Here is an 11503-nt window from a genome sequence, read left to right as displayed (position 1 = left end):
GAGGAGGCGCAGGCCGCCGCCGAACAGGAGGCCGCCCGTACCAACCCTCCTGACGCGGAATAGGCGAAGAAGGCGAGCAGCCCGTCGGGTCCCGGAATTTGCCGATCATGCCGCTGTCTCCAACGCCAGGAGGATGTGCTTCGCGGCCGGGCCTCCGGCATAGCCGCCCGCCGAGCCGTCGGACCGCACCACCCGGCGCAACTCTTCCCGTTCCGTGCTCGTCAGCTCGCCCGGTGCCCCTTGCCCGCGGTCGATCGTGTCCTGCTTGACCCAGTTCCGCAGTCCCTCGGCACTGACCCCGATCTCCCCGGCGACCTCGGTGACGGTCTTGCGGGAGGACCGGACCAGCGCGACCGCGTCGCGCTTGAACTCCTCCCTATACCGCCTGCTGCGGTTGCTCTTGTTTCCCACCTGGCACTGCTTCCTCTGGGCTCTCACGTCCCAGTCTCCAGGTGTCCACGATCAAGGGGAAGCTTCAGGACACCGCCCAGCGCCCGTAACGCACGTCCGCAACAGGGGCCTGACCAGGCGTGGACGGGTCTGCGGTGACGCCGGCGCTGCCATGGTCGGGGTTGGTCGGGTGGCGGGCGTGCCGTCTGCACCGATGACGGCGTTTTGTTGAGGCCCGGGTGGTCTGTGCTGCCTCGGCCTTGGAGCGTGGTTCCAAGGCCGAGGCAACGGCATGAGCCAGACCGCCACGGAGCGTGGGCTGCGGGTCGCGGCGCTGGCGGCTGCTGGGTATGTCTCGGCGGTCGTGGCGTCAGCGCGGCTGGACTGGGTTGAGCTTCGGTTCAGCGGGTTTTTGCTGCCATGTGACCTATGCGTGGGCGGCAGTCGGCCGCCTTGGTAAGTGCGCCCGGTCACGAGCGCGGGTGAGCCCTGCGCTGCGGTTCTTCCATGGGGGTACGGATTGAGACCAACCGACTCCCCTGTGTCATTGATTTTGGCCACCGCCTTCTTGGACGGCTGCCTCTGCGGGGCCGGCTCGACGACAACGCGGGGTCAATCTCGGTTGCCGTCGGGCGGTGCCTGTCCGGCCGGTTCCTTGCGGCGCGGCGCCCCCTGGTCCAGGGCGTCGAAGAGGAGGTTGAGGCCCTCACCCATGGTGGGGTGGGTGATGACGGCGTTGCGGACCTGCTGGTAGGGCATGCGGCCGAGGATGGCCATCTGCACGGCGGCGATGACTTCCCCGGCGTTGTGTCCCAGCAGAGCGGCGCCGAGGATCTGGCCCGTCTCGGCGTCGACGACGGCCTTCCACGTCCCCACTGTGTCATTGAGGGTCTTGGCCCGTGGGATTGCGGAGACCTGGAGCCGGGCCACTTTGACGTCGTGCCCCTGGGCACGGGCCTCGGTCTCGGTGAGCCCGACGCGCGCGAGCTCGGGGGTGATGAACACGGTGTAGGGCACGAGCCGGCCGGTGGTGGCGGCGTCGCGGCCGGTGAGGTTGGCCCGCAGGATGCGGAAGTCGTTCCAGGAGGCGTGGGTGAACTGCGGGCTGCCGGCTACGTCCCCGGCGGCCCAGACGTGGTCGGCGGTGGTTCGTAGGTGGTTGTCGACGGCGACGAACCCGCGCTTGGTGAGCTCGACGCCCGCCGTGTCCAGGCCGAGGTCGGCGGTCACAGGGGTGCGCCCGGTGGCCACGAGCAGCTCTTGGGCGCGGACGCTGGAGCCGTCCGCGAGGGTGACGACCACGTCGCCGTGCCCGGGCTCGCGGCGCACGGCACTCGCACGGGCCCCGAGGTGGACGTCGACGCCCTGGTCGGTGAGGATGTCGGCCACCTGGCCGGCGACGTCCGGGTCCTCACGCGGCAGCAGCTGGTCGCGGCCCTGCAGCAGGGTCACGCGCGTGCCGAAGACGGCGAACATCGAGGCGAACTCGCACCCGACGTACCCACCCCCGATGATCAGCAGCGTCTCGGGCAGGCGCTCCAGGTGCAGGATCGTCTCGGAATTCCACACCTCCGCCTCGGTGACGCCGGGCAGAGCCGGCACGGCCGGGGTGGTCCCGGTATTGACGACGACGTCCCGGCCGCGCACCACCCGGGTGGTGCCGTCGTTGGTGCGAATCTCCACGGTGCGTTCGCCCACGAAACGGGCGGTACCCAGGATGAAGTCCATACCCGAGTCGGCGAACATCTTGGCGTGCGCGCTGACCATCCCGCCGACGACCCCTTCCACGTGCGCGCGGAGCCTGTCCAGATCGACGGCGGGCTCACCGCTGATCTCGACGCCCCTCTCGGCGGCGTTACGCGCGGTGAGGAGGGTCCGCGCCGAGCCGACGAGCGTCTTGGTGGGGATGCACGCAACGTTGATGCAGGTGCCCCCGATCTTGTCCCGCTCGACCATGACAACGCGCCAGCCGGCCTTCGCCCGGTCCATCGCCAGGGACTTCCCGGCCTTGCCGTCGCCGACCACCAGCAGGTCGACGTCCTCGATGCCCTCGTCGCTCATCTCGTCCTCCCTCAGTCGCTCCGGCCGCCAAAAACGTCGGTCGGACTGTTCGGGTCTCTCATCGCCGCTCGACGTGCTGCGCGGACCTCAAGGCCGGGCCGGCGTCGCTCCCATGGCCCTGAGCGCCTCGTCGGTCGTGATGACCGAGTTGGCGACGAAGCCGAAGTTGACGACCGCGCCGGGGTAGCCGTCGCCGAGCCGGGGATGATTCGGCGCGGCCGTGGCGTCCTTGACGACGGCGACCTCGAAGCCCTGCTCGACGAGCTCGCGCAGGTGGGACTCGACGCACAGGTCGGCCAGCATGCCGGCGAGGATGACCTTGGTCTTGCCGAGCTTGCGCAGCTGGAGGACCAGGTCGTTGGCCTGGGGTCCGAAGACCTTGTGGGGGCTGGTCACGATGGTCTTGCCGTCGTCGATGTACTGCTTGTACTGCTCGAGCCAGTCGGCACCGGACCCTTCGAAGCCCTCCATGCTCAGTGCGCTCGGGCGGGCGAACATGCCTGTCTCGTGCATCATCTGCTCGACCGGGCCGCCGAAACGCCAGCCCTGGTCGGTCGGGTAGTAGTAGTGGGGCGAGATCACCACGTCGTAGCCGTTGCGCTTGGCGCTGCTGAAGAGCTGGTCGAGGTGCTCGACCGTGCCGATCTCGAGGATCTTGTCCCCGACCGGACCCCACGCGGCGCCCTTCTCGCTGAGGACGTCGTTCTGCGGATCCGTGACGACGAAGGCGGTGTCCTGCGGGTTGATGTCCATGCCAGAACTCCGAGGGTGAAGTGATGGGCCCTAGCCCCAAGCCTGCGGCTTCTCGGTCGTCGGCTACTTACAGCGTGCTGCGAGCGGCCCCCAGCGGCATCCTGAGGCGGAGCCACCCACCCTCGCCCTTTACTGACTTCGGCGCTTGGGGGTTTCTTCGCTGACGGTCTGCCTGGTTGGCGGTGCGGGGTGGCAGCGTTACACCGGAAGGTATGAGGTACGCAGACGGTGGCGGGATGACCGCCAGGGAACGCGCGCGACGGGAGGCGCTGCGGATGCGGGCCGCTGAACTGTTCGCGGCCGGGGTCACCGCGCCGGAGGTCGCCGAGCGGCTGTGGGTGACACCGAAGTCCGCCTACCAGTGGCGGCGGGCCTGGACCGCCTGCGGCACTGCGGCGCCGGCCTCCCGGGGACCGGGCGGACAGTGCTGCAAGCTCACACCGGCGCTGTGCGAGAAGCTGGCCGCCCTGCTGGAGCAGGGCCCGGCCGCGCACGGCTGAGAGGAGGCTGACCGGGTGGGATGCTCTTCGGGTTGATCATGCTGGGAGGGGTCGTCCGTGGAGAGCACGTCACCGTCGTACAGGGGGCACCGGTACCCGGCCGAGGTGATCTCCCACTGCGTGTGGCTGTACCACCGATTCCCGCTCAGCTTCCGTGAGGTCGAGGAGCTCATGCTCCAGCGCGGCGTCATCGTCTCCTGTGAGACCATCCGCCGCTGGTGCGCCACGTTCGGGCAGGCCTACGCCAGCGGCCTGCGCCGTCGCCGGCCCCGGACCGGCGACACATGGCACCTGGACGAGGTCTTCATCAAGATCAACGGTGGGCTGAAGTACTTGTGGCGGGCCGTCGACCAGGACGGCACCGTGCTCGACATCCTCGTGCAGAGCCGACGGGACCAGGCCGCCGTCCGGCGTTTCTTCCGCCGCCTGTTGAAAAAGACGCGCGCGGTGCCGCGGTGGTCGTCACGGACAAGCTCCGCTCCTACGGCGCGGCCCACCGCGAGGTCATGCCCTCCGTCGAGCACCGTCAGTCGAATTACCTCAATAACCGGGCGGAGAACAGCCATCAGCCCACCCGGCAACGCGAACGGGCTATGAAGGGCTGCCGAAGCCGAGCAGCGAGGCCCCCGTGTTCTGCTCGCGCACCTGGGTGGTCTCGCACTGAACTCTGCAGCCCGTGGGCGCACATCCAACAGCTGCCGCAGGAGACATTGAACGGGATGACAACCCGGTCGCCGGGCTTGATGCGGGTGACCTCGGGGCCGACCTCCTGGACGATGCCCATCGGCTCGTGGCCGAGCACGTAGCCGGGATCGATGAACGCCCCCAGCGGGCTGTAGAGGTGCAGATCGGAGCCGCAGATGGCGGTCGAGGTGACCTTGATGACGGCGTCGGTCGGCTCGGTGATCTCCGGGTCCGGGACGTCCTCGACGCGGACGTCCTCCTTGCCCTGCCAGGTCAGTGCACGCACTGCGTCTTCCCTTCGTGGTGGCGCCGCCGGCAGTGCGGAGGCCCGCGGGTGCCGACGCTGTGGTTCAGGCTCCTCAGGACTGGCCCTCGCCGGGCTCCTCGTCCTCGCCCTCGGCCTGCGAGGGTTGGTGGGCGGCCTCGTGGGAGGTCATGGACCCGGGGTCGGCGTCCGGGTCATAGGGCACCTGGGGAGGTCCCAGGTTGGGTTCCCGCTCATGCCTTCACCATGTCAACGGTCCTGGGCGGCCGCATCCGGCGACCCCGGGGGGTACTCACGGCCGCGCTCACGGAGTCGGCCGAGCAACTCCACGCAGTCCGTCCCGGGGCCGCCGGGCGCCGCGGCACCGCTCTTCGCGCCCGGGGGAGGGATCCGGAACCACCGCAGGCGGCGAGGCGACGGAGGTCGTGTCGGGCGGGTACCGTGACCGTCAGTGGCGGTTCTCACCTCCGCACCGGCGACTGCCCGACCGCCTCCGCGCGGCCCTCCGTGTCCGCCGACAGTTGATTGGTCCGCTGAGATGTCCGACGATTCAACCGACGACTTCGTGCGCGTTCGGGGCGCCGGCGAGCACAACCTGCGCAACGTCGACGTCGACATTCCCCGGGACGCGATGGTCGCCTTCACCGGCGTCTCCGGTTCCGGGAAGTCCTCGCTCGCGTTCGGCACGCTCTACGCCGAGGCGCAGCGCCGGTACTTCGAGTCGGTCGCGCCCTACGCCCGCCGGCTGCTTCAACAGGTGGGCGCACCGCACGTGCGCAAGATCACCGGGCTGCCGCCGGCCGTGGCCCTCCAGCAGCGCCGCGGGGCCCCGAGCTCACGGTCGACGGTGGGTACCCTCACCACGCTGTCCAACCTCCTGCGGATGCTCTACTCGCGCGCGGGCACCTACCCCCGGGGAGCCCCGCACCTGGACGCCGAGGCGTTCTCGCCCAACACCGTGGCGGGTGCCTGCCCCCGGTGCCAGGGGTTGGGTGTGGTCCACGACGTCACCGAGGACCTGCTGGTGCCGGACCCGTCGCTGAGCATCCGCGACGGCGCGGTCGCGGCGTGGCCGGGCGCCTGGCAGGGCGCCAACCTGCGCAGCATCGTGATCGGCCTGGGCATCGACGTCGACAAGCCCTGGCGCGAGCTCAGCAAGGAGGACCGGGACTGGCTGCTCTACACCGACGAGCAGCCGTCCGTCCTGATCGCACCCGAGCCCGGCCGCATCGACCACGGCTATCACGGAAAGTTCTGGAGCGCCCGCAAGCACATCATGCACGTGCTCGCCGACTCCAAGAGCCAGCGGATGCGTGACCGGGCGATGCGGTTCATCCGAAGCGTCCCCTGCCCCGAGTGCCACGGCAGCCGCATCCGGCCGGAGGCGCTCGCGGTCACCTTCGCCGGCCGCTCGATCGCCGAGGTCAACGCCATGCCGCTCGCCGAGGTCGTGAACTTGCTGCGGCCCGTGGCGGACCTGCCCGAGGCGGCCGCCTCCACGCCCACCGCCCGGTCCGGGGAGTCGACCGAGGTCGCGGTGCGAATCTGCGCCGACCTGGTCGCGCGGATCGACGTGCTGCTCGACCTCGGCCTGGGCTACCTCAGCCTCGGACGGCGCTCGACGACCCTGTCGCCGGGCGAGGCCCAACGCCTGCGGATCGCCACCCAGCTGCGCTCGGGGCTGTTCGGCGTGGTCTATGTGCTCGACGAGCCCTCCGCGGGCCTGCACCCAGCGGACGCGGAGCCGCTGCTGGACGTGCTCGACCAGCTCAGGGCGTCGGGCAACTCGCTCTTCGTCGTCGAGCACGATCTCGATGTCGTGCGCCGGGCCGACTGGGTGGTCGACATCGGCCCCGGTGCGGGCGCAGGTGGCGGACGGGTGCTCTACAGCGGCCAGGTCGCCGGTCTCGAGGAGGTGGAGGAGTCGGCCACCAGCCGGTACCTCTTCGGGCGCGCCCAGCCCTTCGAGCACCGCACCCGGTCCCCGCAGGGCTGGCTGCGCCTGACCGGCGTCTCCCGCCACAACCTGCGCGAGGTGTCCGTCGACGTGCCGCTCCGGGTGCTGACGGCGGTGACCGGGGTCTCCGGTTCCGGCAAGTCGACCCTGGTCACGCAGGTACTCGCCGAAGTCGTGGGCCGTCATCTCGGCCAGACGCCTGAGGACCAGGACGACGCGAACCTCCAGGTCGACCTGCGCGATGCGGCCGGGCTCGAGTCCTTCGACCGTCTCGTCCTGGTCGACCAGCGGCCCATCGGCCGCACCCCCCGGTCCAACCTCGCGACGTACACCGGCATGTTCGACGCGGTGCGCAAGCTCTACGCGTCGACCGACGAGGCCCAGGTGCGCGGCTACACCGCCGGCAGGTTCTCCTTCAACGTCCCGGAGGGCCGGTGCGAGACCTGTCAGGGGGAAGGGTTCGTCGCGGTCGAGCTGCTGTTCCTTCCCGGCACCTACGCGCCCTGCCCGACCTGCCACGGCGCGCGCTACAACGCCGAGACGCTCGAGGTGACCTACCGCGGCAAGAACATCGCCGAGGTGCTGGCGATGTCGGTCGACGAGGCCGCGACGTTCCTCGCCGACGCCACGGCCGCCTCGCGCAGCCTCGAAACGCTCCGGGACGTCGGGCTGGGGTACCTGCGGCTGGGCCAGCCGGCGACCGAGCTCAGCGGTGGTGAAGCCCAGCGCATCAAGCTCGCCACCGAGCTGCAGCGAGCCCGCCGTGGCCACGCCCTCTACCTGCTCGACGAGCCCACGGAGGGGCTGCACCCCGCCGACGTCACGCTCCTGGTGCGACATCTGCACCGGCTCGTCGACACTGGCAACACCGTCGTCCTGGTCGAGCACGACCTCGGCACCATTGCCTCCGCCGACTGGGTCATCGACCTGGGCCCCGGCGGCGGTGACGCGGGCGGCCGCGTGGTCGCCACCGGCACCCCGGCCGAGGTCGCCAAGGACCCGGCCAGCGCCACCGCCCCCTACCTCGCCCGGCGGCTCGAGCGCTCCTGACAGGCCCGGGCGCGGCCCCGTCCCCGGCGGGGGTCCGCTGCACGGACTGGTGACATCTGATCTGGCTTGCCTGTGGGGCGGCCTGGAAGGATGTTGCTGTGCCTGTCCCGTATCCCCAAGAGTTCCGTGACGACGTCGTGCGCGTGGCCCGCAACCGTGAGAAGGGCGTCACCCTTGCGCAGATCGCGAAGGGCTTCGGTGTCCATGAGATGACGCTGTCGAAGTGGCTGCGCCAGGCCGCCGTGGAAGACGGTGAGGAGCCTGGTGCCACGAGGTCCGAGTCCGCGGAGAACCGCGAGCTGAAGAAGCGGATCAAGCTGCTGGAGCAGGAGAACGAGGTCCTGCGCCGGGCTGCGGCGTATCTGCCGCAGGCGAACCTGCCGGGAAAAGGCTCTACCCGCTCGTGAGAGAGCTCGCCGCCGACAAGATTCCGGTCGCGGTTGCGTGCCGGGTACCGGGGTTTGCCCGTCGGCACTACTACCGGTGGCTTCGCCGGCCGGTGACCGAGGCCGAGATCACCGAGGCCCACCGGGCGAACGCGCTGTTCGACGCCCATCGCGACGATCCCGAGTTCGGCTACCGGTTCCTCGCCTGGGAAGCCGAGACGGCTGGCGAGCGAATGAGTGAACGGACCGCGTGGCGTATCCGCCGGGACAACGCCTGGTGGTCGGCGGTCGGGAAGAAGCGGTCGAAGCACGGCAGGCGGTCCGGGCCGCCGGTGCACGGCGACCTCGTCCGGCGTGAGGTCACCGCCGGCGCGGTGAACGAACTGTGGCTGACGGACATCACCGAACACTCCACCAGTGAAGGCAAGTTGTATCTGTGCGCGGTCAAGGACGCGTTCTCCGGCCGGATCGTCGGATACAGCGTCGACAGCCGGATGCAAGCACGGCTCGCGGTGAACGCGCTGAACAACGCCGCCGCCAGGAGAGGTGACGTGTCCGGCTGCACCGTCCACTCCGATCGCAACACCTCGACTACGGAGGTGTAATGGGCAGGCCGGCGGGGTGGATGAAGGCGTTGACGGGCAGGTCTCCGATGAAGTCACCGGGGGCGCCTGCGTTGCGACGACCGGTTGAATCCGGGCAGTTCAGGTCGCGGAAGTTCATGCACGCCCTGAATCGTCACGATCTCGTCGGGTCGATGGGAGGGGTCGGCGCCTCCGACGACAACGCGGCTATGGAGTCCTTCTTCGCACTTCTGCAGAACAACGTCCTTGATCGCCGCACCTGGGCCACCCGCGAGGCCCTCCGCACCGCGATCGTGACGTGGCTCGAACGGACCTGCCACCGGCGCCGCCGACAACTACGGCTGGGCCGGTTGACCCCCATCGAGTACGAGATCACCATGAAGCCCGCCGCAGCTCTGGCGGCATGAAACCCGACTGTCACCTATCCGTGCAGCAGACCCTCCGCTACCGCCGCAGAAAGCCCGGCAGCCAGGACCCCCACAAACCCCTGAGCCCTCCATCCGGCCTGGCTTCGCGGACATGGATGACCTGCCAGGAAGCCGGTACACGTCACGCTGGTACTCAAGAACCAGCGCGGCGCCACCGTGCTCGACCGACAGAGCAGCGCCACCCCGCAACCCGGCTACCCCAACGGCCGCAACTGCGCGCCAGGCGGCCACCAGTCGCGCCTGACGGGCACGGAAGAGGGCTCGCTGATCCCACGCTGACCGTGTGCTCCACCGGGGACCTGCGGTCGTTGCGCTGACGGGGTGAACCTGATGTCGTCGATCTTGAGCGGTGGCGACCGCCGAGGGGTCGTGCACACGGGCTCCCACCTGCAGCGATGGCTTTACGAGCCCCACACCCTTCGCGGGCGGTCCCGCCGTGCCCGGGAGATGCGCGACCAGGTCGAGGTGGTGCAGCGTCCACTCCAGGACGTACGCGGAGAGGTAGTCGCCCGCGGTGAGGACCTCGTCGCGGGTGCCGACCCGGAGGCCCAGGTCGGCGAGTTCGGCTGCACGCCCGGCGGCGGAGCCGACGTGGTCGAGGTGGAACTTGAGCAGTCGCGGCTCCTCGTACGCGGCGGCCAGCCGGACGATCAGCGCGTCGAGCGGGTCGGCGGCGTTTCGGCGACGCCCCAGTAGGTCACCGCGTCGCGGGTCGGTTCCGTCTCGGCGGGCGTCACGAGAGTGATCAGGACATCCTGTGTGTCGATGATCAGGTGACACGCCAGGCCCCGCACGAGCCAGCAGGTACAGCCGGACGGCCGCGCGAAGTCCTCGTCCGCGAGCTCGGCGACCGTCGTGCGCAAGGCTGTCCACGAGGGGGGAAGCCGCCGTCCCGTTCGGCGACGGGCGTCACCACGCCGAGGGCGGTGGCTGCGCTGTCAGGGCCGGGCAGCGGAACGAGGTCCGAGAAGGACGAGACGCCCGGCACAGGTGAGAGAACCGGTAGAACGGGAACAGTTCCCGAGGTATCCGGTGGATATGCAAGGAAAGGTCGTTTGAGGTGAGCGGACCGGTCAGCATCGCCGACGTCCCTGCCGGCCGGGCCGGGACCGGCCGTCTGGAGCCGCCGTGCCCGGACCGAGGTCGCCAGGGCCGCCCGCGACACAGGCTCGAACCGGACTCTGACCGAACCGGTCGACATCCTCGCGTCACAGATCGACGGCTGTGCCTCCTGTTCGGACGTTCACGTGCGCGCCGCGGTCAAAGGCAAAGAGCCCCTTCAGCGCATCGCCGTTCTGCCCGTCTGTCGTGACACCGGCCTGTTCGCCCCGGACGAACGCGCTGCTGTGGTCCTGACCGCATCCCTCACCGCCTTCCCTGCCCCGTATCCAGGACCAGGACCACGCCGAAGCCGCCCGGCACCTGACATCCGAGCAGACTTCGGCCGTGGCCTGGGCCGTCCTCACCATCCATGCCATCAACCGCGTGCCGGTCGTCAGCCGGCATACCGTGCCGAGCCGGGCGGTCGCCGCACCGCTTGCGGTCCGCCCCAAGAGCCCGCAGGAGGGTCCCGCATGACCACCACCGTCCGCGACAACCCCGAGCAGCGCCGCTACGAGATCCACGACGGGCAGACCCCGGCGGGTTTCTCCGCCTACAGGATCACCGGCCGGAAGAACGCCTTCCCGCACACCGAGCCCCTCCCAAAGTTCTCCGGCTGCGGCCCGGTCCGGCAACCGGTCGCCGCCGAGCCGAAGGATGCCCGCATCCGGGATCCGGCGGTTCTGCCGTTCCGTCCCTGCGTCCGCAAGACCACCGCCCAGGACCCCGAGGCGTATGGCGGACCTCGTACCCGAGGAAGAACGGCACCACTTCGGTCTCCCCGGGACGGAGACGACGTGGCCACGACACGACGCCGGAGCAACCACTCCCCCCACGGGCGCCTCTGCGGTCCGGGACCCCGCTTCGGAAGGCGGCCGGCGCTCCACCACCGGAGCGGGGGCGCCTACGGGGGCAGCGGAACGGCGCGGTGGCAACGGTGATGCGGAAGAACAGCACGCGGAAGAACAACGCCCAGGCTCCCCAGACCCCGGCCGGGAGGCGCACGCTGGTGGCTCAGCTCGCCGACCGGGTGCGCGACTTCCTGACGACCGAGACAGGCAGCGTCGGCCTGCTCCTGGCCGCTGTCGTGGTGGCCCTGGTGTGGGCGAACTCGCCCTGGTCGGACGCGTACACATCGCTGTGGGCGACCGAGGCGTCCTTCTCGCTCGGCAGTGCCACTCTGTCGATGGACCTGGGGCACTGGGTCAGCGACGGCCTGATGGCCCTGTTCTTCTTCGTCATCGGCCTCGAGGTCCGCTACGAGATCTCCGTGGGCGTGCTGACCGACCGCCGGCGTGCCGTGATCCCGGCCCTGGCCGGGATCGGCGGCATGCTCGTCCCCGC

The 11503-nt window shown here is 70.1% G+C and carries 9 protein-coding genes and 4 pseudogenes; 8 read left to right on the top strand and 5 right to left on the bottom strand.

Annotation, left to right across the window (positions count from 1 at the left end):
* Nucleotides 1–105: 105 nt before the first annotated feature.
* The 3 genes from AB0I73_RS38270 to AB0I73_RS38260 form a co-directional block, all read right to left on the bottom strand.
* A complete protein-coding gene (locus tag AB0I73_RS38270; protein WP_363045018.1) occupies nt 106–411 on the bottom strand; it encodes a transposase in 306 nt (101 codons plus the stop codon).
* A gap of 591 nt (nt 412–1002) precedes the next feature.
* The gene (locus AB0I73_RS38265; protein WP_363045017.1) at nt 1003–2451 is read right to left on the bottom strand and encodes an FAD-dependent oxidoreductase; all 1449 of its coding nucleotides are present in this window, start codon (nt 2449–2451) and stop codon (nt 1003–1005) included.
* Between the two features lie 87 nt (nt 2452–2538).
* Nucleotides 2539–3204, bottom strand: a complete 666-nt coding sequence (locus tag AB0I73_RS38260; RefSeq protein WP_363045016.1) for an isochorismatase family protein — start codon at nt 3202–3204, stop codon at nt 2539–2541.
* 212 nt (nt 3205–3416) lie between these two features.
* On the opposite strand from AB0I73_RS38260, the gene AB0I73_RS38255 reads away from it, so the two are divergent.
* Both AB0I73_RS38255 and AB0I73_RS38250 read left to right on the top strand, forming a co-directional pair.
* Nucleotides 3417–3704 (top strand): helix-turn-helix domain-containing protein, encoded by a 288-nt coding sequence (locus AB0I73_RS38255; protein ID WP_363045015.1) that lies wholly within the window; start codon nt 3417–3419, stop codon nt 3702–3704.
* Between the two features lie 57 nt (nt 3705–3761).
* Nucleotides 3762–4315 (top strand): annotated as a pseudogene (locus tag AB0I73_RS38250) (IS6 family transposase); the annotation flags it as partial.
* Here AB0I73_RS38250 and AB0I73_RS38245 read toward each other — a convergent pair.
* A pseudogene (locus AB0I73_RS38245) lies at nt 4311–4674 on the bottom strand (alcohol dehydrogenase catalytic domain-containing protein); the annotation flags it as partial. The pseudogenes AB0I73_RS38250 and AB0I73_RS38245 overlap by 5 nt on opposite strands.
* A 517-nt stretch (nt 4675–5191) precedes the next feature.
* Between AB0I73_RS38245 and uvrA the strand changes: the two are divergent.
* The 4 genes and pseudogenes from uvrA to AB0I73_RS38225 all read left to right on the top strand — a co-directional run.
* Nucleotides 5192–7660, top strand: a complete 2469-nt coding sequence (gene uvrA, locus AB0I73_RS38240) for an excinuclease ABC subunit UvrA (protein ID WP_363045014.1) — start codon at nt 5192–5194, stop codon at nt 7658–7660.
* Nucleotides 7661–7758: 98 nt separating this feature from the next.
* The gene (locus AB0I73_RS38235) at nt 7759–8067 is read left to right on the top strand and encodes a transposase (protein ID WP_363045013.1); all 309 of its coding nucleotides are present in this window, start codon (nt 7759–7761) and stop codon (nt 8065–8067) included.
* A complete protein-coding gene (locus AB0I73_RS38230) occupies nt 8064–8651 on the top strand; it encodes a DDE-type integrase/transposase/recombinase (RefSeq protein WP_363045012.1) in 588 nt (195 codons plus the stop codon). Before AB0I73_RS38235 ends, AB0I73_RS38230 begins: the two co-directional genes overlap by 4 nt.
* A gap of 95 nt (nt 8652–8746) precedes the next feature.
* A pseudogene (locus AB0I73_RS38225) lies at nt 8747–9037 on the top strand (IS3 family transposase); the annotation flags it as partial.
* Nucleotides 9038–9469: 432 nt separating this feature from the next.
* Here AB0I73_RS38225 and AB0I73_RS38220 read toward each other — a convergent pair.
* Nucleotides 9470–9921, bottom strand: a pseudogene (locus AB0I73_RS38220) (maleylpyruvate isomerase N-terminal domain-containing protein); the annotation flags it as partial.
* Nucleotides 9922–10632: 711 nt separating this feature from the next.
* Between AB0I73_RS38220 and AB0I73_RS38215 the strand changes: the two are divergent.
* Entirely contained in the window at nt 10633–11100 is a 468-nt protein-coding gene (locus AB0I73_RS38215; protein ID WP_363045011.1) for a hypothetical protein, read from the top strand.
* The coding region (locus tag AB0I73_RS38210; RefSeq protein ID WP_363045010.1) for a Na+/H+ antiporter NhaA at nt 11100–11503 on the top strand (404 nt) is incomplete at its 3' end. The genes AB0I73_RS38215 and AB0I73_RS38210, both read left to right, overlap by 1 nt.

Origin of the sequence: Streptomyces sp. NPDC050388, from assembly GCF_040655635.1 — a bacterium.
Lineage (GTDB): Bacteria > Actinomycetota > Actinomycetes > Streptomycetales > Streptomycetaceae > Streptomyces.
This window is presented reverse-complemented; position numbering and strand designations above follow the sequence as displayed.